This is a genomic window from Serratia nematodiphila DZ0503SBS1, assembly GCF_000738675.1.
GTDB classification, from domain to species: Bacteria; Pseudomonadota; Gammaproteobacteria; order Enterobacterales; family Enterobacteriaceae; genus Serratia; species Serratia nematodiphila.
In genome coordinates this window covers 2,367,215-2,387,777 of sequence record NZ_JPUX01000001.1, presented here as the reverse complement: position 1 = coordinate 2,387,777, position 20,563 = coordinate 2,367,215, and the positions used below count along the sequence as shown (strand labels likewise).

General features: G+C 60.8%; 20 protein-coding genes. 7 read left to right on the top strand and 13 right to left on the bottom strand.

Annotated elements, in window-relative coordinates; genetic code table 11:
• Nucleotides 1–200: 200 nt before the first annotated feature.
• The 3 genes from JL05_RS10990 to JL05_RS10980 form a co-directional block, all read right to left on the bottom strand.
• The gene (locus JL05_RS10990) at nt 201–1,100 is read right to left on the bottom strand and encodes a Dyp-type peroxidase (RefSeq protein WP_004936493.1); all 900 of its coding nucleotides are present in this window, start codon (nt 1,098–1,100) and stop codon (nt 201–203) included.
• A 177-nt stretch (nt 1,101–1,277) separates the two neighbouring features.
• Entirely contained in the window at nt 1,278–1,865 is a 588-nt protein-coding gene (locus JL05_RS10985) for an RpoE-regulated lipoprotein (RefSeq protein ID WP_004936494.1), read from the bottom strand.
• Between the two features lie 156 nt (nt 1,866–2,021).
• A complete protein-coding gene (locus JL05_RS10980; protein WP_033632427.1) occupies nt 2,022–2,486 on the bottom strand; it encodes a DUF2919 domain-containing protein in 465 nt (154 codons plus the stop codon).
• Between the two features lie 173 nt (nt 2,487–2,659).
• On the opposite strand from JL05_RS10980, the gene JL05_RS10975 reads away from it, so the two are divergent.
• Nucleotides 2,660–3,058 (top strand): YgiW/YdeI family stress tolerance OB fold protein, encoded by a 399-nt coding sequence (locus JL05_RS10975; protein ID WP_033632426.1) that lies wholly within the window; start codon nt 2,660–2,662, stop codon nt 3,056–3,058.
• A gap of 41 nt (nt 3,059–3,099) precedes the next feature.
• On the opposite strand, the gene JL05_RS10970 is transcribed toward JL05_RS10975, so the two are convergent.
• Nucleotides 3,100–3,525, bottom strand: a complete 426-nt coding sequence (locus JL05_RS10970; protein ID WP_004936504.1) for a GNAT family acetyltransferase — start codon at nt 3,523–3,525, stop codon at nt 3,100–3,102.
• Nucleotides 3,526–3,729: 204 nt separating this feature from the next.
• Here JL05_RS10970 and amiA point away from each other — a divergent pair, with 204 nt between their 5' ends.
• The 3 genes from amiA to JL05_RS10955 all read left to right on the top strand — a co-directional run bounded on the left by amiA (nt 3,730) and on the right by JL05_RS10955 (nt 6,052).
• Nucleotides 3,730–4,611: an N-acetylmuramoyl-L-alanine amidase AmiA gene (gene amiA / locus JL05_RS10965; protein WP_033632425.1), complete on the top strand. Its 882-nt coding sequence runs from the start codon at nt 3,730–3,732 to the stop codon at nt 4,609–4,611.
• A gap of 65 nt (nt 4,612–4,676) precedes the next feature.
• Entirely contained in the window at nt 4,677–5,597 is a 921-nt protein-coding gene (hemF, locus tag JL05_RS10960; RefSeq protein WP_015378680.1) for an oxygen-dependent coproporphyrinogen oxidase, read from the top strand.
• Complete coding sequence (locus tag JL05_RS10955; RefSeq protein WP_004936514.1) at nt 5,597–6,052, top strand: YaiI/YqxD family protein; 456 nt, start codon at nt 5,597–5,599, stop codon at nt 6,050–6,052. The genes hemF and JL05_RS10955 overlap by 1 nt, the downstream gene beginning before the upstream one ends.
• 22 nt (nt 6,053–6,074) lie before the next feature.
• Here JL05_RS10955 and JL05_RS10950 read toward each other — a convergent pair whose 3' ends face one another.
• The 4 genes from JL05_RS10950 to JL05_RS10935 form a co-directional block, all read right to left on the bottom strand.
• Entirely contained in the window at nt 6,075–8,336 is a 2,262-nt protein-coding gene (locus JL05_RS10950; RefSeq protein ID WP_033632424.1) for a TonB-dependent receptor domain-containing protein, read from the bottom strand.
• A 122-nt stretch (nt 8,337–8,458) separates the two neighbouring features.
• A complete protein-coding gene (locus JL05_RS10945; protein WP_081877839.1) occupies nt 8,459–10,585 on the bottom strand; it encodes a S9 family peptidase in 2,127 nt (708 codons plus the stop codon).
• A gap of 54 nt (nt 10,586–10,639) precedes the next feature.
• A complete protein-coding gene (locus JL05_RS10940; RefSeq protein ID WP_033632423.1) occupies nt 10,640–11,437 on the bottom strand; it encodes a TonB family protein in 798 nt (265 codons plus the stop codon).
• A gap of 102 nt (nt 11,438–11,539) precedes the next feature.
• Nucleotides 11,540–12,379 (bottom strand): ChaN family lipoprotein, encoded by an 840-nt coding sequence (locus tag JL05_RS10935; protein WP_033633611.1) that lies wholly within the window; start codon nt 12,377–12,379, stop codon nt 11,540–11,542.
• A gap of 177 nt (nt 12,380–12,556) precedes the next feature.
• Between JL05_RS10935 and mmuP the strand changes: the two genes are divergently transcribed.
• The gene (gene mmuP, locus JL05_RS10930) at nt 12,557–13,966 is read left to right on the top strand and encodes an S-methylmethionine permease (RefSeq protein ID WP_033632422.1); all 1,410 of its coding nucleotides are present in this window, start codon (nt 12,557–12,559) and stop codon (nt 13,964–13,966) included.
• Nucleotides 13,956–14,894: a homocysteine S-methyltransferase gene (gene mmuM / locus JL05_RS10925; RefSeq protein WP_033632421.1), complete on the top strand. Its 939-nt coding sequence runs from the start codon at nt 13,956–13,958 to the stop codon at nt 14,892–14,894. The genes mmuP and mmuM overlap by 11 nt, the downstream gene beginning before the upstream one ends.
• Nucleotides 14,895–14,943: 49 nt before the next feature.
• On the opposite strand, the gene maeB is transcribed toward mmuM, so the two are convergent.
• From maeB to JL05_RS10900, 5 genes are all read right to left on the bottom strand, one after another.
• Nucleotides 14,944–17,223: an NADP-dependent oxaloacetate-decarboxylating malate dehydrogenase gene (gene maeB, locus JL05_RS10920; protein ID WP_004936542.1), complete on the bottom strand. Its 2,280-nt coding sequence runs from the start codon at nt 17,221–17,223 to the stop codon at nt 14,944–14,946.
• Nucleotides 17,224–17,437: 214 nt separating this feature from the next.
• Nucleotides 17,438–17,611 carry an Rz1-like lysis system protein LysC gene (lysC, locus tag JL05_RS25570; RefSeq protein WP_004936544.1) on the bottom strand — a complete coding sequence of 58 codons (174 nt, stop codon included), beginning with the start codon at nt 17,609–17,611 and terminating at the stop codon, nt 17,438–17,440.
• Complete coding sequence (locus JL05_RS10910) at nt 17,592–17,972, bottom strand: DUF2570 family protein (RefSeq protein ID WP_033632420.1); 381 nt, start codon at nt 17,970–17,972, stop codon at nt 17,592–17,594. The genes lysC and JL05_RS10910 overlap by 20 nt, the downstream gene beginning before the upstream one ends.
• Nucleotides 17,969–18,349, bottom strand: coding sequence for an L-Ala D-Glu endopeptidase ChiX (gene chiX / locus JL05_RS10905; protein ID WP_459213968.1), 381 nt, complete (start codon nt 18,347–18,349; stop codon nt 17,969–17,971). The genes JL05_RS10910 and chiX overlap by 4 nt, the downstream gene beginning before the upstream one ends.
• 10 nt (nt 18,350–18,359) lie before the next feature.
• Nucleotides 18,360–18,686 (bottom strand): phage holin, lambda family, encoded by a 327-nt coding sequence (locus tag JL05_RS10900; protein ID WP_004936551.1) that lies wholly within the window; start codon nt 18,684–18,686, stop codon nt 18,360–18,362.
• Between the two features lie 294 nt (nt 18,687–18,980).
• On the opposite strand from JL05_RS10900, the gene chiB reads away from it, so the two are divergent.
• Nucleotides 18,981–20,480 carry a chitinase ChiB gene (chiB, locus tag JL05_RS10895; RefSeq protein ID WP_033632419.1) on the top strand — a complete coding sequence of 500 codons (1,500 nt, stop codon included), beginning with the start codon at nt 18,981–18,983 and terminating at the stop codon, nt 20,478–20,480.
• Nucleotides 20,481–20,563 lie beyond the last annotated feature (83 nt).

The following is a 20,563-nucleotide window of genomic DNA, read 5'->3' as shown; positions in this document are numbered from 1 at the left end:
TCTGCACCTTATCACTGAGTCATTCCTTCAGGCTTTCGCCTTATTGACGACCAGTGTATTTATAACTCGGTGCGGAGCTGTAACGCTTTTATATACCGTTTAGTGATTTACAAGCATCAAACGCTATAAGGCAGGGAATGCGAGGCGTTTTGGGAAGGGAAAACAGACCGAAGCCGGACGCGCCGGCTTCGGCGACGGCGTCAAAGTGACAGCAGGCGCGTCAGCGATGGCGCAAAGTAGTAGCTGCCGGTCACCGCACGGCTGAAGCGCAACATCGCGTCGCGTTTGCCGTCCAGATCGCCGAACATGCTCAGCAGCTGCTGCTCGATATTGTGCAGGCGCGCACAATAGGCGATGAAAAACAGGCCGTGCTTGCCGCTGGCGGTGCCGTAAGGCAGGCTCTGGCGCAAAATTTTCAGGCCCTTGCCGTTCTCTTTCAGATCGACGCGGCTGACGTGCGAGGTATCCGGGCGCTGATCGGCCGGCAGCTCTTCGCTGTCGTGCTTGGTGCGGCCAATGATCTGCTCCTGCTGTTCGGTGGTAAAGCGCTGCCACTGGCGCAGGTTGTGCTCGTAGCGTTGCACCAGCACATAGCTGCCGCCGGCGTCCTCTTCGCCTTCGGCGATCGTCGCCACTGCCGGGCGCTGGTCGCCCTGCGGGTTTTCGGTGCCGTCGATGAAGCCGCTCAGATCGCGCTCTTCCACCCAGCGGAAGCCGTGGGTTTCTTCTTCGATCTTGATGACATTGCCGAACGCCGCCAGCGCCGCCTGCGCCAGCGTGAAGTTGACGTCGTGGCGCAGCGACTGGATGTGGATCAGCATATCGCGCTGGGTGGCCGGCGCCAACCCTTTGCCGAGCGGCGTGAACGGCTTCAACTCTTTCGCGCCCTGGCCGCTGGAGAGATCGTGCCAAACGTCGTAACCGAAAGCGATCACCGCGCCGAGGCGCGCATCGGGGAACTGCTGCTGCAGCTCGCTCAGGGTCTGACAAAACTGCTTGCAGCCCTGGCGCAAGTCGGCGAATTCGCCCTGTACGCTGGCTTCCATAAAAATGGCGAAACGGCAGTGCTCCAGCAGAATGCCGCTCTGAACCTGTGTCATGTTGTTATCCTCAATACCAAAACCAGGCAACAGGTATGGCGGTTGACGCGCGGGTTCCCTGTTACAAACGCGCGCTATCATACCGCAAGCGCGGACGATTGCCTTGCAGCAGCGCAAAGAAAATAGGGGTAATAGCTTGAAAAGGCAGGCGCCGCGAACCGGCGCCCGTTGAACACGTTACTGCTGCGGCTTGGCGTGCCAGATGATTTTGCTGACCGTCCAGCTTTTCAGGGTGTCGTCCGGCGGAATGATATCCTGCGCCCCGGCCCACTTGCCGCTGAAGATGTAGGTGACGTACTTGCTCTGCTCCGCCACGCACTCCACTTTACCGGCGTCTTCGCCGCTGCCCGGCTTACAGGAGCCGAACGCCTTGCTGTACATATCGCCGAACGGCGTGCCGAGCTTGTTGCCCCACTCCGTCGCCACTTTCGGATCCAGCACGTCCACGCGCTGCAGGCGCCCTTTCGGTTCGCCGGTGATCACCAGTTTCACTTCGTCGCCGGACAGCGCCTGGTAATAAGAGACGATCTGGCCGTTGTTGGTCGCCATGCCGCCGCGCAGGCGGTAGTTGCCGTCCAGCCCGTCATTGATGGCGCTTTCCGACATCGGCGTGCCGGCGTTGAGCTTGCCGACGCCCTTGGCGCCGACCTCCAGGCTGCTGCCGAACCAGTTGAACGGCGACAGGCTGGACCAGGAGAAATTGGACATGCTCGAACAGCCGGTCAGTAACAACGGAAGCCCTAACAACAGGGGGCGAATATTCATCTCTAGCTCCTTAGACATCAATGGCACGGCGCGGTAGCCCGCGCCTGCCGCACTCGGCGTTTTGCTGCATGCCAGCCTCTCACAACGGCCCGCACTACGCCAACGGTTGCCAGCTTGGAGTGCGGAAAATGCGAAAAGTGCCGCACTTCTCGGCAATTAGTCGGCCTGCTCCGCCGGCGCGAAACAGGCTTTCAGGCGCGCATTCAGCAGCAGATAGCTCAGCGCCAGCGCGTCGAGCAACACCAACGCCAGCTCCAGCCCCGGCGGATCGCCGTCCTGGCGCCACAGGCTGAACAGCAAGCCGCCGAGCGACGCCAGCAGCGAGACAGCCAGCCCCCAGCGCCAGCCGCGCCACAGCCGCGGCCATTGGTGGCGACGGCCGCTCAGCAAAAACGCCAGCGCCGCCGGCAAACCGAGCAGCATGCCGTACCAAAAACGTTGGGTATCCGGATAAAACAGCGCCAACAGGCTTTCGCCCTGCTCGCGCGAAACGCCGGCCATCACGAACAACAGCCAGGTGCGCGCCTGCAAAATCAGCACGGCCCAAAATCCCAGCGGCAGCCGCAGCGCGCCGTGCTGATCGTAATCGTCCGGGGAAAACCGGGGGGAGAATGGCTTCAACGCTCGTTCCTTGCCACAGAATAAAGACTATGGCTACAGATGGGCGCCGGCAGCGAGAATTTCAATGCGTCGGCTTAAGAAGCTCTTAAGATCGGCGTGTTTTAATCCTTATCACTTAGCAAGCACCCGATATCAGCGGGATGTGATTTTCAATAACGATAAGGAAGCGCAACATGAAAAAACTGACTCTGGCCGCTCTGATCGCGCTGTGCAGCGCACCGGTACTGGCGCAACAAGGCGGGTTCCTCGATCCGGCCGCGCCGCAGGCACAAACGCAAGCCGCTCCGCAGGGCGGTTTCTCCGGCCCCAGCGCGGCGCTGACCACCGTGGACAAGGTGAAATCGCTGAGCGACGACACCTGGGTGATGCTGCAGGGCAACATCGAGCAGCGCATCGGCGACGATACCTACACCTTCCGCGACGCCACCGGCACCCTGACGGTCGAGATCGATCGCAAGCGCTGGAACGGCCAAACCGTCACACCGAAAGACAAGGTGCAGTTGGAAGGGAAAGTGGATAAAGACTGGAGCAGCGTGGAAGTGGACGTAAAAACCGTCAAAAAGCTGCCGTAATGCGCTGCGGCGGGCGGGCTATACCGCCGTCCGCCGCTCGATCAATATTCCTGATCTTCGATCAGCCGCTTGCCCAGGCTGGTGATGCCCTGAATTTCGTAGCCGAGCTTCTCGTACATCTCAACCACCGTGTCGTTGTCTTCGCGCACCATAATCTGGATCTTCGGGCAGCCGCGGGCGATCAGCTTCTTCTCCAGACGGTTGATCAACGCATTGGCGATGCCGCGCCCGCGATAGTCGGGATGCACCCCGAGGTAATACGCCGAGCCGCGGTGGCCGTCATAGCCGCCCATCACCGAACCGACCACTTCGCCGCCGACTTCCGCCACCAGGAACAGCTCCGGATCGTGGTTCAGCTTGCGCTCGATGTCCATCTCCGGATCGTTCCAGGGCCGCAGCAGATCGCAGCGCTCCCACAGGGTAATGACTTCTTCAAAGTCGTCTTGTCGAAATACGCGAATTTCCATCGATGTTGGCCGCTGTTAATTAAGGTGTTTATCTGATTATCGCGTGATTATTCACTTACGCAATATCAAACTGCGATTTAGCGCGCTATTTGCCCGGGAATCGCCGGTAACAAGCGTAATAAATGGAAATAGTTATCGGGTCGATTAATGATTATCAATACGATATAACGTCGCAAAATAGAAACGTCGACGGAGCGTTGCGTCATGAAAAAGCAGGGTAAACCCTTCCTCAATTTTAAACCGCTTACCGTTTCCCCGACGCGACGCCAACTTTTGCTTTCCGGCCTGGCGGTGGCGCTGTTCGGCGTGAAAAGCCAAAACGCCAAGGCGGAAGGCCTGCTGCGCAATCAGCACAGCAAACCGGCGGCGAAACCGGCCGGCGGCAAGAAGCGGGTGATGATCGATCCCGGTCACGGCGGCATCGACTCCGGCGCGGTCGGCCACGAAGGCTCGCAGGAAAAACACATCGTGCTGGAAATCGCCAACCACGTGCGCCGATTCCTGCATGAGCACGATCACGTCGAGGCGCGCCTGACGCGCGAAGAAGACGAATTCATTCCGCTGTTCCAGCGGGTGGAGATCGCCCACCAGCACCAGGCCGATCTGTTCATTTCGATTCACGCCGACGGTTTCACCAGCCCGTCGGCCTCAGGCGCTTCGGTGTTCGCCCTCTCCAACCGCGGCGCCAGCAGCGCCATGGCGCGCTACCTGTCAAACCGTGAAAACGCCGCCGACGACGTGGCGGGCGGCAAGTACAAGGATCAGGACAACTACCTGCAGCAGGTGCTGTTCGATCTGGTGCAAACCGACACCATCAACAACAGCCTGACGCTCGGCCGCCACGTGCTCGGTCAAATTCGCCCAGTGCACCATCTGCACAGCGACAGCACCGAACAGGCGGCGTTCGCGGTGCTGAAATCCCCGTCCATCCCCTCGGTGCTGGTGGAAACCTCGTTCATCACCAACCCGAACGAAGAACGGCTGCTGGGTACCACCGCGTTTCGCGAGAAAATCGCCCGCGCCATCGCGGACGGCATCATCAACTTCTTCGACTATTTCGACGCACACCAACGCAAACCCCGCTGATGCCGCGGGCGGCGAATAAGAGTATACTCAGCGCCTTGTTCAGCCAGACGCTATAAAGACCCCGCATGAGTTTACCTAACATCGCTGAAGTAAAATCCTTCCTGCTGGCGCTGCAGGATCACATCTGCGCGCAGCTCGCCCAGGCCGACGGCGGCGCCGTGTTCACCGAAGACCAATGGACGCGTGAAGAAGGCGGCGGTGGCCGCAGCCGCGTGCTGACCAACGGCGCGGTGTTCGAACAGGCGGGGGTCAACTTCTCGCACGTCTCCGGCGCCACCCTGCCGGCCTCGGCGACCGCGCACCGTCCGGAACTGGCCGGGCGCAGCTTCCAGGCGATGGGCGTCTCGTTGGTTATCCACCCGCTCAGCCCCTATGTCCCCACCAGCCACGCCAACGTGCGCTTCTTCATCGCTGAAAAACCGGGCGAGGCGCCGGTGTGGTGGTTCGGCGGCGGTTTTGACCTGACGCCGTTCTACGGTTTCGCAGAGGATGCCGTGCACTGGCACCGCACCGCGGCCGAGCTGTGTGCGCCGTTCGGCGACGAGGTTTACCCTAAATACAAGCAATGGTGCGACGATTACTTCTTCATCAAGCACCGCAACGAAGCGCGCGGCATCGGCGGCCTGTTCTACGACGATCTGAACACCCCGGACTTCGACCACTGCTTCGCCTTCACCCGCGCGGTGGGCCAGGGCTTCCTCGACGCCTATCTGCCGATCGTCGAAAAACGCAAGGCCTTGACCTGGGGCGAGCGCGAGCGCCAGTTCCAGCTGTATCGCCGCGGCCGCTATGTGGAGTTCAACCTGGTGTGGGATCGCGGCACGCTGTTCGGGCTGCAAACCGGCGGCCGCACCGAGTCCATCCTGATGTCGATGCCGCCGTTGGTGCGTTGGGAATATAACTACCAGCCGGAGGCCGACAGCCCGGAAGCGGCGCTGACGCGCGATTTCCTGCCGGTGCGCGACTGGCTGCAGGAGCCGAAATGATGCAGATTTGGGTCGATGCGGACGCCTGTCCGAACGTGATCAAAGAGGTGCTGTTCCGCGCCGCCGATCGCACCGCCATCACCGTCACGCTGGTGGCGAACCAGCCATTGCGCACGCCGCCGTCGAAGTACATCCGTTCGCTGCAGGTGGCGGCCGGTTTCGACGTGGCCGATAACGAGATCGTGCGCCGCTGCGAAGCGGGCGATCTGGTGATCACCGCCGACATACCGCTGGCGGCGGAGGTGATAGAGAAAGGGGCGGTGGCGCTGAACCCGCGCGGCGAGCGCTATACGCCGGACACCATCCGCGAGCGCCTCAACATGCGCGATTTTATGGATACCCTGCGCGCCAGCGGCATTCAGACCGGCGGCCCGAACGCCCTGAACCAGCGCGACCGCCAGCAGTTCGCCAACGAGCTGGACAAATGGCTGCTGCAGGCGAAACGGGCGCAGTGACTGCGCCCTGCTCTGCTGCGGTTTAGAAACGCACCTCCCCGCCGAAGATATAAGTCCGCCCACGGGCGGTATTGGCGGCCGTCGCGTCATCCCCTTGGATCGGCAACATATTCAGTTTGTTCAACGCCTCGGAATAGCTCTTGTTCATCACGTTTTGCACGCTAAATTTCAGCATGACGTTGCGGTTGATCTGATAAGTGCTGTACAGGTCAATAATGGTAGGAATGTTCGGCATCTCTTGCTTCAGGATTTCACCGGTCACTTCGCTCTGTTCATAATCCGGCGACAAGCGACGCGTTTTGCCCGTGTATTTCACGATGCTGCCGACGGTTAGCGATTCATCAAGGAAACGCACCCCGGTATCCAACGTAAAATACATGTCCGGCAGTTCATTGATATCCCCGGCGCCGAAATAGGTGCTGGCGATGGAGGTCGGCTGCTCGGTGTGTTGCTTGCTGAAAGAGACGCGGGCGAATGCTCGACCGGCGTCATAGTTGGCTTCAACCTCAACACCATGCATGCGCACCGGCGTCAGAGAGTTGACGTAGATATACATGTTGTCCGAGTAATCTTCGCTCGCATCGGCCCAATCGTTTTCCAGATTTTCGCGATAACTGCATTTCCGCCCATTGCGGCATACCATGTAGGACTCGCTGAAGATGTAATTACGTACCTTACTGGTATAGCCCACGACCTTAAGGCGCAATGAATCTTCCTTCACCAACAGATCGTGTCCGTTGGCATTGAAGCCGACCTGCCAGGTTTCCGCCCGTTCCCCCTTGAGGAACGGGTTCATCGATGCGCCACCCGAGTTGGAATAGAACACTTCTTGAATGTTCGGCGCACGCATCGATTTGCTGTAGCTGACGAATGGCTGCAACCACGGCGTCACCTGCGCCGATAGCATTACCGAAGGATTGAACCCTTGCTCTTTCAAATTGATGTTCGCGGCCCCTTGCGGGAAGCATTCCACGCGATAATCGCATTCAGGCTTGTAGCCGGTCAGCTTGTTGCTGGTGTAGTTCAGATTGAGATCGAGTTGATAAATATCCCGGTTAAGCTGCAGGCCGGTATATAAACTGCCGATTCGCTGCTCGCCGGATGGCGCGAAGGTGTTATTTTCTATCGCCTCCTGCGCCGTCTGCGCATTCTCTATCGCCGATTCAACATGTTTGCGGTATTGGTTGCGCATCAGCTTGCCGCCATAACTGAAGGCTACATCAGTATCCAGCAGGCTGAATCGGCTGGTGTTGTTGATATCCAGCGCATCGGAGCGGTTTTTTGCATTGGTGTTAAAGAAGGTGAATAGCGAACCGCCGTCGTATTTCTGATTGCCTTTACTGGTGCTGACGGTGAAGTTTAAATCCACCAGCTCCGAAAACGGCGCATAGTGATATTTGAGGTAGAGGTCATGACTATCGATATCGCGCCGAGAAAAGCGGTTTTGGTAGTTCCTGGCGGAAAACTCAATGCTATTGAACTCGTTAGGCTTGATATCCAGTTTGAACAGCTGTGACTTGGGATTTTGCTTCATAAATTCATCGTACCCAAAATCTTCGCTGCTGATACCGTCGCCATTGTTGAAGTTCGAATAAATAGAGCTCCCACTGACCGCGGCCATCGCGCCAATGCTGCCGGTATCGGTAAACGCCTGTCCCTTGCCGGCGACGGCGATCATGCCGCTGCGGCCAATGCCGTTGCTGCCGACCGAGAATTTGGTTCTCACGCCGAAAGGATTGCCGGAAAAGATCACATCATCAACACCGATAGTGCGGAAGTTGGCGCTGCCCGCCAACGCGTTTACGCCGCTGCCGCCGCTGTTCTCACCGCGCGCCACGTCCACGCCGACGATGAAATTGGGGTCAATCAAAACGCCCGCCTGGTTATTGGTCGAACCGTGCGATATCACGCCAGACGTGGAAGTACCGTAATAGTTTTGGGTAATGCCATCGACCATGGTGTTGACCCGACCAAAGCCGCTCAGGCCGCGAATATTGACGCTGACCGCCCCCTGACTGGGGTCAATCTGGGTATAGGTGCCCGGCATGCTGCGCAGAATGCTGTCCACCGACTCCAGATTTTTGTTTTCGTCGCGCGAGCTGAACGCGCCAGGCCTCGCCAACGCCTCTTTTTCACTGCTCTTGCCGCCGTCGGCGGCCGAGACGTTAAGCGGGCTGAACGCCACGCTGCCTTTATTATTTTCCGCCTGTTCCTGCGCGGCCGCAGCCGGCCCGTACAGCGCCAGTCCCGCGCCGATCAGGCTCGCTATCATTTTGATTTTCATATATCCCCAGAAATAGCCAATAAGGTTTGATGGCCGACAATGCCCAGCAAAAAGCCCGCCGAAACGCGCGGTAAAAGATTGTTATTGTTTTATTGCGCCGCAGCGTGCCGCGGCGCTGAAGGTTATTTCTGCGTCTGCCGATCCGCCGCCAAAATAAAGGCGTACTCCAGCGCGCCGTTTTCCAGCCGCGCCAGGCGGCCCGATTTGCCGCCGTGGCCGGCGGTCATGTCGGTGGAGAGCAGCAGCAGCGAATCGCCCTGTTTGAAACGCCGCAGCTTCGCCACCCATTTGGCCGGCTCCCAATACTGCACCTGCGAGTCGTACAAACCGCTGGTGACCAGCAGGTTCGGATAATGCTGCTTGCGCACGTTGTCGTACGGGCTGTAGGACTTCATCAGCGCATAGGCGGCCGGCTGGTGCGGGTTGCCCCACTCTTCGTATTCCCCGGTGGTCAGCGGAATGCTGTCATCCAGCATGGTGGTCACCACGTCGACGAACGGCACCTGCGCCACCACCGCGTTGTACAGCTGCGGCGCCTGATTGATCACCGCCCCCATCAGCAATCCGCCGGCGCTGCCGCCCATGGCGTAAATGCGCCCCGGCTGGCCGTAGCCGCCGTTGATCAATGCCTGGGTGGCGTCGATGAAATCGTTGAAACTGTTCGGTTTGTGCGTCAGCTTGCCCTGTTTGTACCAGCTCTGCCCCAACTCGCCGCCGCCGCGCACGTGGATCAGCGCATAGACGAAGCCGCGATCCAGCAGGCTGATGCGATTGGCGCTGAACGCCGGATCCATGCTCATGCCGTAAGCGCCATAGCCGTAGACCAGCAGCGGGTTATGCCCGTTTTTGAACAGCGATTTGCGATACACCAGCGAGACCGGCACCTTCACGCCGTCGCGCGCCGTGATCCAGATGCGCTCGCTGTGATACAGGCTGGGATCGACGCCTTTCACTTCCTGCTGCTTGAGCAGAGTGCGCTCGCCCTTATTCAGATCCCACTCATAGGTGCGGGTCGGCGTGGTCATCGCCGAATAGCCGTAGCGCAACCGATCGCTGTCCGGCTCGGGGTTATAGCCCAGCCAGGCCATGTAGCTGGCGTCGTCGAACGGGATGGCGCGCTCGGTTTTGCCGTCCCAGCTGATTTGCCGCAGCTGCACCAGCCCGTTAGCGCGTTCCTGCAACACCAGCCAGTCGCGGAACAGGCTGAAGCTTTCCACCTCGTGCTGCGCCTGCGGCGCAATCAGCGTCTGCCAGGGTTTGCCCGCCGCCGCCGTGCGGTACAGGCCGAAGTTCGGATCCTGATGGTTGGAACGCAGATAGAACTCGCCGCGGTAGTGATCGAGATAATACTCGCGGCCGTTTTGCCGGGCGGCGAACAGCTGAGGCTCGCGCTGCGGCTGGTTGGCGTCGATCAGGCGCACTTCGGAGGTGGTGTTGCCGCTGATGGTGAGTATCAGGTAATCGCGCGAAGAAGAACGGCCGAGGCTGAGGTAGAAAGCCGGATCGTTCTCCTGGTACACCAGCTTATCTTCCGCCGTCGGCGTGCCGTACCGATGGCGATAGACCTGGTACGGCAACAGCGTTTGCGGGTGGTTGCGCACGTAGAACAGGGTTTGGTTGTCGTTGGCCCACACCATGTTGCCGGAGGTGTTTTCCAGCGTTTCCGGCGACCAGCGTTCGCTGCCTAACTCGCGCAGGGAGATGCGGTATTGGCGGCGGCCCTGCAGATCTTCGGCCACCGCCAGGCGGCGGTTGTCCAGGCTAATGTCCATCGCCCCCAGGCGATAATAGGCATGGCCGGCCGCGCGCTGATTGGCGTCCAACAGGGTTTGCCACGGCGCGTCGGCGGTGAGCGCCTGGCGCTGATACCGCGCGAAATCTTTACCGGCGGCGTAGCTTTCCTGATAGCGATAGCCGTTGAGCTGATACGGCACCGAACGATCGTCAGGACTCATGCGGCCCAGCATCTCCTGATACAGCGTGGCGCGCAGCTTTTGGTACGGCGCCATCATCTGCTCGGTGTAGCGGTTCTCCGCCTTCAGGTAGTCCAGCACCTTCGGCTCTTTTCGGCTGTCGTCGCGCAGCCAGTAGTAATCGTCGGTGCGCGTCTCGCCGTGCGCCGTCAGCACTTTCGGCGCCCGTTCCGCCAACGGCGGCTGCGGTTGCGCCAGCGCGGCGCCGGCGACGCCTAAAGAAAGCCAGAGCGCGGCCGCGATGCGACGGCGCGGGGTAAATAACAGCGGATTCATAATCCCTCACGAAGTTTGAAGAGCCGGACGGCGGCGCTGCCGCGTCTGCGGGCATTAACGGCGGGCATTCAGCTCCGCCAGATTGAAATCGATCGGCATCCTTACCCTGACGGCCCCCTGCTGCAGTATCTCCGGCGGCGGCGGCGGCAACGGCTGCGCGCGCGACACCACCGCTACCGCTTCCCGATCCAGCGACGCGGTGCCGGAACGGATCTGCAGAGTCACGTTCGACACCCGCCCCTGCGCATCGACGCTAAAACTGACCAGCGGCATGCCGCTGCGCCGGCGGTTGCGGGCATCCGGGGGATACTCTTTGATGCGGTTCAGTTTGCCCTTCACCAGACTCTCCCACGACAGATTGGCCTGCGCGTTGCTATTGGCGTCGCTGTTGATCGGGGCGGCGGTTTGGTGAGAGAGCGTCTGCGCCTGCGGTGCGGCGGCGTTGGACGCGGCGGCGTTGCGCGTCTCTTTGGCCTGTTCCTGCGGCTTCGGCTGCGTTTTTTGCGGCGGACGGCGTTCGGCGCGCTTCTTCTGCGCCGTCACGATTTTCGCTTTATCGGCGTGCGCCAGCTTGGGCAGATCCGGCTGTTGCTGCTGCTCAGCGGGCTGCGCCGCGGCGGACTCCGTCTGCTGCACGCCCAGCGGCAGCGGTTTGCTTTCCGGCGCTTCAATCTGCGCCGCCCAGCTCATCATCACCGCCGGCGGCGGCAGCGCCACCGGCTCCAGCGCCGTCTGCGGCCAATAAAACAGCAGCACCAACGCCGCGTGCGCCGCCAGGGCGAGCAGCAGGCCGCGCGCCCAGCGCGGCTGCGGCAGCTCAAAGGCCGGAAGGGAATAAGACTGACTTAACATAGGGGCATTAGCTTGCTTAATTGCGAATGATTGCAGATCACATTTACTAATGATAATCATTTGCAATTATAATTAACACCCCTTTTCACTGCCTTAACGTATTCATTTCACTGATGGAGTGATCCACAGGTAGTCCGCCGTGTTCGCATCGACCTGTACGCCCGGCTCCGCCAGCATCAGCACCGTCGGCGCCGCCACCGGTTGCAGATCCCGCACGTGCAGCGGCACGCCCACCGATTTGGCGGCGTGATAGCCGCCGGCGATCAACAGCGCGGGCGTGGGCGCCGCCAGCAAACGTTCCGCCATGCGCCGATCGCGCTGCTGCTGGATCGCCAACATCGCGTGCAGTTGGTCGGCCTCAATCTTGCCGCCGTGCGAAGTGCGGATGGTCTCTTCCAACGCCTTGCGCACCGCCGGCTGCGCCGATAGCTGCCCCGCCGGGAACTGCGGCTGCTGATAGAACGCCGTAATCTCGCTGCGATCCAGGTTGGCCGACCACAGCGGGTAAGGCGCGCGCATCGCCGCCATCGTCACCCCGCCATACAGTTCCCACTTCCAGCCTGGTTGCCAGGCGATCAGCTCCGCCACGCGGCCGTCACGCACTGTGGGGTCGCTCTGCAGCCACTGCTTGACCTTGTCCACCTGCGCCTGCTGGTTCGGGTTGATCATCTCCATCAGCACGCTGCCCTGCGGCCGCCGCTGCGGCAGTTGCTGCACCAGCCATTGCTCAACCTGATGGTGGTAAGGATTGTCATGTCTTTCCCCGACGATCACCCGCGGCTGCTGCGCCAATCGCGTCAACAGCTGCTCCGGCGTCAGGCTCGCGCCGCTGTGCAGATCGGTGATGCTCCCCAAACTCGCGACGTCATTGGCCGGCGCCTTCACCGGCGTTTGGCTGCAGGCGCCGAGCGCCAAGGCCGCCAATAAAATCAGATATCTCATCATGTTGCCCCATTAGCGAAAATGGCGACATTATAGATAATAATTATCATTTGCATATAGATCCGACTTAACGATTTTTTTACGCGGCGATCGCCGGTGGCGCATTGCGTTAAAAAGGCATTACGGGTATAACCAATAGCCATTCAGATATTTAGACGTCTATACGGATAGATTATTATGCACACATCGGCGCCCGCCGCAGGGCAGTTCAAACGCAGCATGAAGGCCCGGCACCTGGTGATGCTGTCACTGGGCGGCGTGATCGGCACCGGGCTGTTTTTCAACACCGGCTACATCATCTCCACCACCGGCGCGCTCGGCACGCTGCTGGCCTATCTGATTGGCGCGCTGGTGGTGTATCTGGTGATGCTGTGCCTGGGTGAGCTGTCGGTGGCGATGCCGGAAACCGGCGCCTTTCACGTCTATGCTTCGCGCTATCTGGGGCCGGCCACCGGCTATGCCGTCGCCTGGCTGTATTGGCTCACCTGGACGGTGGCGCTGGGCTCCAGCCTGACCGCCGCCGGATTCTGCATGCAGTACTGGTTCCCGCAGTCGCCGGTGTGGCTGTGGTGCCTGATCTTCTGCGCGGCGATTTTCCTGCTTAACGTCGTGACCACCCGCTTTTTCGCCGAAAGCGAATTCTGGTTTTCGCTGATCAAAGTGGTGACCATTCTGGCGTTCATCATTCTGGGCGGCGCCGCCATGTTTGGCCTGCTGCCGATGAAAGACGGCACGCCGGCGCCGTTCCTGCATAACCTGACCGCTTCCGGCTGGCTGCCGCACGGCACGCTGCCGATCCTGATGACCATGGTGGCGGTGAACTTTGCCTTCTCCGGCACGGAACTGATCGGCATCGCCGCCGGTGAAACCGAGAACCCGGAGAAAGTCGTGCCGCTGGCGATCCGCACCACGGTGATCCGCCTGATGCTGTTCTTTATCGGCACGGTCTTCGTGCTGGCGGCGTTGATCCCGATGGATCAGGCGGGGATCGTCAAAAGCCCGTTCGTGCTGGTGTTTGAACGCATCGGCGTACCTTACGCCGCCGATATCTTCAACTTCGTGATCCTGACCGCCATCCTCTCGGCGGCCAACTCCGGCCTGTACGCTTCGGGGCGCATGCTGTGGTCGCTGGCCCACCAGCGCACCCTGCCGGCCTACTTTGCGCGCGTCAATGCACGCGGCATTCCGATCAACGCCCTGACCTTCAGCATGCTCGGCGGCGTGCTGGCGCTGCTGACCAGCGTGATCGCACCGGACACGGTGTTCGTCGCCCTGTCGGCGATCTCCGGCTTTGCGGTGGTGGCGGTGTGGCTGAGCATCTGCGCCGCCCACTATGCTTTCCGCCGCGCCTATCTGCGCAGCGGCCAGCCGATAAGCGGCCTGAAATACCGCGCCCCCGGCTATCCATTGACGCCGATCCTCGGCTTTGCGCTGTGCCTGCTGGCCTGTATCGGGCTGGCGTTCGATCCGGAGCAGCGCATTGCGCTCTACTGCGGGCTGCCGTTCGTCGCCCTGTGCTACCTCACCTATTTCCTGACCCGGCGCGCCGGGCAAAAAAACGCTTTGGGAGAACAACATGTCGGTTAACAACCCCGTCGCCCGCCTGCTGGCCGAACAGCCGACGCTGATCCTGGACGGCGCGCTGGCCACCGAACTGGAAGCGCGCGGCTGCGATCTGACCGATCCGCTGTGGTCGGCCAAGGTGCTGATTGAAAATCCCGAGCTTATCTATCAGGTGCATCTCGATTATTTCAACGCCGGCGCTCAATGCGCCATCACCGCCAGCTATCAGGCCACGCCGCAGGGCTTCTTGCGTCGCGGCCTGGATCAGGATCGGTCGCTGGCGCTGATCGCCAAAAGCGTGCAGCTGGCGCAACGCGCGCGCCACGATTATCTGGCCGAACACCCGCAGGCCGCGCCGCTGCTGATCGCCGGTTCTGTAGGCCCGTACGGCGCCTATCTGGCCGACGGCTCGGAATACCGCGGCGACTATCAGCTGGCGCAGGATGACTTCATTGCCTTCCACCGCCCGCGCCTCGCCGCGCTGGCCGCCGCCGGCGTCGATCTGCTGGCCTGCGAAACGCTGCCGTCGTTCGCTGAACTGCAGGCGCTGCTGACGCTGCAGCAGGAGTTCCCGACGCTCGGCGCCTGGTTCGCCTTCACCCTGCGCGACAGCCAACACCTCAGTGACGGCACGCCGCTGACGGAGGTCATGTCCGCACTGCGCGGCAACCCGCAGGTGCTGGCCATCGGCATCAACTGCATCGCGCTGGACAAGGTCGCCCCGGCGCTGCGTCAGCTGAGCGCGCTGGCCGACAAACCGCTGTTGGTCTACCCGAACTCCGGGGAGCATTACGATGCAGTCAGCAAAACCTGGCACGCCTGCGGCGGCGAACACGGCAGCCTGGCCGATCAGGCGACGGAGTGGCGCACGCTCGGCGCGCAATTGATCGGCGGCTGTTGCCGCACCACCCCGCAGGATATTCGCGCCATCGCCGCGCGCTGTAAGGCATAAAAAAGCCCCCGGCGCCTACGGCGCAGGGGGCCAGTCATTCATCCCGGCCTTACAGCGGTTCGGTCTGGGCTTCCACCACCGCCAGCGCCACCATGTTGACGATGCGGCGCACCGAGGCGATCGGCGTCAGGATGTGCACCGGCTTGGCGACCCCCATCAGCACCGGCCCGACGGTCACCCCTTCCGAGCAGGAGACGCGCAGCAGGTTGTAACTGATGCGCGCCGCTTCCATGTTCGGCATGATCAGCAGGTTGGCCGAACCTTTCAGCGGGCTGTCCGGCATCAGATCGTGACGGATGCTTTCCACCAGCGCGGCGTCGCCGTGCATTTCGCCGTCGATCTCCAGCTCCGGCGCCAGCTCGTTCACCAACTCCAGCGTTTTGCGCATCTTGCGCGCCGCCGGGCAATCAGACGAGCCGAAGCTGGAGTGAGACAGCAGCGCCACCTTCGGTTCGATGCCGAAGCGGCGCACGGTTTCCGCCGCCATCAGGGTGATCTCCGCCAGCTGCTCCGGCGTCGGATCGTCGTTGACGTAGGTGTCGGCGATAAAGGTGTTGCCGCTCGGCAGCAGCAGCGCGTTCATCGCGCCGGCGACGTGCGCGCCTTCACGGAAGCCGAACACGTTCTTCACCACGTCGTAATGCTCGTGGTAGCTGCCGATGGTGCCGCAGATCATCGCATCCGCTTCGCCGCGGTGCAGCATGATGGCGGCGATCAGCGTCGGGTTGCCGATCACCGCGCGGCGCGCCTGCTCTTGCGAAACGCCGCGGCGTTTCATGATCTGGTAGTACTCGCCCCAGTATTCGTTGAAGCGCGGATCCGACTCGTTGTTCACCACTTCGAAATCTTTGCCCGGCGTCAGCTGCAGGCCCAGCTTTTTCAGGCGCATCTCGATCACGCTCGGCCGGCCGACCAGGATCGGGAAGGCCAGCCCCTGCGACACCAGCTCCTGCGTGGCGTGCAGCACGCGCTCTTCCTCGCCTTCCGCCAGCACCACCCGCTTCATCTCTTTGCGCGCCTGCGAGAAGATCGGTTTCATGAACAGGTTGGTTTTGTAGACGAACTCCGCCAGCTTCTCCACATAGGCGTCGAAGTCTTCGATCGGGCGCGTCGCCACGCCGGAATCCATCGCCGCCTTGGCCACCGCCGGCGCGATCTTGACGATCAGACGCGGATCGAACGGTTTCGGAATGATGTATTCCGGCCCGAAGGAGAGATCCTGATCGTCATACGCGGAAGCCACCACGTCGCTCTGCTCCGCCAGCGCCAGATCGGCGATGGCGTGCACGCAGGCCAGCTTCATCTCTTCGTTGATGGTGGTGGCGCCCACGTCCAGCGCGCCGCGGAAAATGAACGGGAAGCACAGGACGTTGTTCACCTGGTTCGGGTAGTCGGAACGGCCGGTACAGATGATGGCGTCCGGGCGCACCGCTTTGGCCAGCGGCGGCAGAATTTCCGGTTCCGGGTTGGCCAGCGCCATGATCAGCGGATCGCGCGCCATGGTTTTCACCATATCCTGCGTCAGGACGCCCGGGCCGGAGCAGCCGAGGAAGATGTCGGCGTTCGGGATGGCGTCGCCCAACGTGCGCTGGCCGTTATCCTCGATGGCGTAGGCGGCCTTGGTCTGCTCCATGTTGGCGTCGCGGCCTTTATAGATGACGCCCTTCGAGTCGCAGACGGTGATGTTCTGCTGACGCAGCCCCAGCGCCACCAGCAGGTTCAGGCAGGCGATGGACGCCGCGCCGGCGCCGGACACCACCAAACGCACGTCGGAGATGTTCTTCTTCACCACGCGCAGGCCGTTGAGCACCGCGGCGGTGGTAATGATCGCCGTGCCGTGCTGGTCGTCGTGGAACACCGGGATCTTCATGCGCTCACGCAGTTTCTGTTCGATGTAGAAACACTCCGGCGCCTTGATGTCTTCCAGGTTGATGCCGCCGAAGGTCGGTTCCAGCGCGGCGATAATGTCGATTAATTTGTCAGGGTTATGCTCATCCACTTCGATATCAAATACATCGATACCGGAAAACTTCTTGAACAAAACGCCCTTGCCTTCCATCACCGGCTTACCGGCCAACGCGCCGATATTGCCCAGCCCCAGTACCGCCGTGCCGTTGGAAATCACCGCCACCAGATTGCCGCGCGCGGTGTATTTGTAGGCCGCCAGCGGATCTTCGGCGATCTCGAGGCAAGGCGCGGCGACGCCCGGCGAATAGGCCAGCGCCAGATCGCGCTGAGTCGCCAACGGTTTGGTAGGGGAAACCTGGATCTTCCCTGGGACAGGAAACTGATGGAAATCAAGGGCACTCTGTTTGAGCTGTTCGTCCATTATGGATTCCTTTGTTTTTTGCTTTTATGTTGAGGTAAGGCTTTGAGGCTGCGCCCTGCCGTGGGCCATGGCGCCCAATTACAATGACAGGGCACAGCCTTGAAGTATAGTGAGAGAAACATCACAAACTTTGAAGCGCGCCATAACCTTGGTCGAAAGAGCGTTTTAAAAGTAAAAAAAGAAGGCCTGCGGGACGAGCAGAGAAACGCCGCCGTCAGCGCGGCGGCAGCGTGGCGCGCCAGGCGTTGAGCGTCTCCACCTGGCCGGCGCAAATGTGTAACGAGGTTTGTAACGCCAGGGCATAGCTCACCGCATCGCCCCAGGTCTCCCCCTGCAACTGCGGCTGCTCACAGGGCGCGAACACCGACTCAGGGGGCAACAGCGGCATGGCCTGCGGCGCCGGTGGCCGGGCGCAGGAGCTCAAGCACAGTGCCAGGCAGAGGCCGAGCGGCGCAGGGATCGTTTTTAATCGCTTCACGGTATTTCCTCTGATAAGCCTCGTGTTGCTGGCGCAGCTGCTGTTCCTGCCGCTGCTGCGCCGCCATCAGCGCGCGGTTTTGCGCGTCCTGTGTCTGCAAGGTGGCGATAAGCCCCGCCTGCTGCGCCAGGCTTTTTTGCAATTCCGCCGCCTGTTGCCGCGCGGACGCCAACTGGTGCGACAACAGCGAGCTGTAGCCGCCGAGGCAGATGGCCGCCAGCAACAGCAGCAGCAACCCGCCCTGCATCAGTTTCTGCAGCCAGCCGCTCATGCCGGGTAGTCCCGAAACGCCAGCTGGAAGTGCGGGCCGTCCTTGAGAGTTTTCCATTCGCCGCCCCATTCGACGTTGATGCCGCATTCACGCGCCGCTCGCCGCACCGCCACCGCAATCTGCGCGTAGTAATCCCACTCCCAGGAGACCACGCCCGCCGGCATCGCCACCACGTCCACCGCGTGCCCGGTCAGGTGGCGACTGCGCAGCGTTTGGCTGCTGCCGGCGCGCACCATTTCCCGCTGGCGCGCCATGCTGCGCAGCCCCTCGCTGACGGAAAACGGCACCAGCGAATAACGCAGCGCCAGGCGAATAACGCGCACCAGATCCGGGTGCACGCCGCGCAGGTTCTCTTCGCTGCGGGCGGTAAAACGAATCTCTTCGATGTCATTTAACATTTTTAAACCCCGTCTTTTTGCCGATGAATTTTTTAATTAAGGCGTTGATGTAATCCGCCCCCATAAAACCAATCAGTACGCTGGCCAAATTCGCCCACTTTAATTCCAGGCCCATCAACGCCAGCGCATCGCGCACCGTCCAGGCCAATAACGCGCACATCGCCGCATTCAATAAGCGTCGCCGAATGCCCACGTTGCGGTAGGCGCCATGTAATAGCGCCATCACGCCGGCCAGAATGGCGTTCAATACCGGCTGAAGATATTCACATACTCGCTGGACTATTAAGCCAACAGCGTCAGGCTCTATGCTGGACATAGCTCATCTCCTTTTTTATTTTTAATTAAATGCCAATCACGGCCGGTGGGACATCGGATAATCAGAATCTAGTTAAGGATGCTATTACAAAGCAAATGAATAAATACAGGCCCTATGGTCGAATTCATTCACGCTGAACGTTGGCACAACACATAAACGCCAAGACAGGTGGCAGTGAATAAAAAATTCATTCTTATGGTGATTTATTTCGACTTTTGTTTTTACGAAAAATAAACATTAATGTCGGTGGGAAATACTTCCCCATCATAAAAACATCCACTCTGGAGAAATGCCATGTCCACACGCAAAGCCGTTATTGGGTATTATTTTATTCCAACCAACCAAATCAATAATTACACCGAGTCCGATACCTCTATCGTGCCGTTCCCGGTTTCCAACATCACGCCGGCCAAAGCCAAACAGCTGACGCACATTAACTTCTCGTTCCTGGATATCAACAGCAACCTGGAATGCGCCTGGGATCCGGCCACCAACGACGCCAAGGCGCGCGATGTGGTCAACCGTTTGACCGCGCTCAAAGCGCATAACCCCAGCCTGCGCATCATGTTCTCCATCGGCGGCTGGTACTACTCCAACGATCTGGGCGTGTCGCACGCCAACTACGTCAACGCGGTGAAAACCCCGGCGTCGCGCGCCAAGTTCGCCCAATCCTGCGTGCGCATCATGAAGGATTACGGCTTCGACGGCGTGGACATCGACTGGGAATACCCGCAAGCGGCGGAAGTGGACGGTTTCATCGCCGCGCTGCAAGAGATCCGCACCCTGCTGAATCAGCAAACCGTCGCCGACGGCCGCCAGGCGTTGCCGTACCAGTTGACCATCGCCGGCGCCGGCGGCGCCTTCTTCCTGTCGCGCTATTACAGCAAGCTGGCGCAGATCGTCGCGCCGCTCGATTACATCAACCTGATGACCTACGATCTGGCCGGCCCCTGGGAGAAGGTAACCAACCACCAGGCGGCGCTGTTCGGCGACGCGGCCGGGCCGACCTTCTACAACGCGCTGCGCGAAGCCAATCTGGGCTGGAGCTGGGAAGAGCTGACCCGCGCCTTCCCCAGCCCGTTCAGCCTGACGGTCGACGCCGCGGTGCAGCAGCACCTGATGATGGAAGGCGTGCCGAGCGCCAAAATCGTCATGGGCGTGCCCTTCTACGGCCGCGCCTTCAAGGGCGTCAGCGGCGGCAACGGCGGGCAATACAGCAGCCACAGCACGCCGGGCGAAGATCCGTATCCGAGCACCGACTACTGGCTGGTGGGCTGCGAAGAGTGCGTGCGCGACAAGGATCCGCGCATCGCCTCCTATCGCCAGTTGGAGCAGATGCTGCAGGGCAACTACGGCTATCAGCGGTTGTGGAACGACAAGACCAAAACCCCTTATCTGTATCATGCGCAGAACGGGCTGTTCGTCACCTATGACGATGCCGAGAGCTTCAAATACAAAGCGAAGTACATCAAGCAGCAGCAGCTGGGCGGCGTGATGTTCTGGCATCTGGGGCAAGACAACCGCAACGGCGATCTGCTGGCCGCGCTGGATCGCTATTTCAACGCCGCGGACTACGACGACAGCCAGCTGGATATGGGCACCGGGCTGCGCTACACCGGCGTCGGCCCCGGCAACCTGCCTATCATGACCGCGCCGGCCTATGTGCCGGGCACCACTTACGCGCAGGGCGCGCTGGTGTCCTACCAGGGCTACGTCTGGCAGACCAAGTGGGGTTACATCACCTCTGCGCCGGGTTCAGACAGCGCCTGGCTGAAAGTGGGCCGCGTGGCGTAAACCATAAAAAAACCCCGTAGCCGAATGCTGCGGGGTTTTCATTGAGTTAACCGTTTGATTTTCGCGTCCCTTCGTCTCTATTC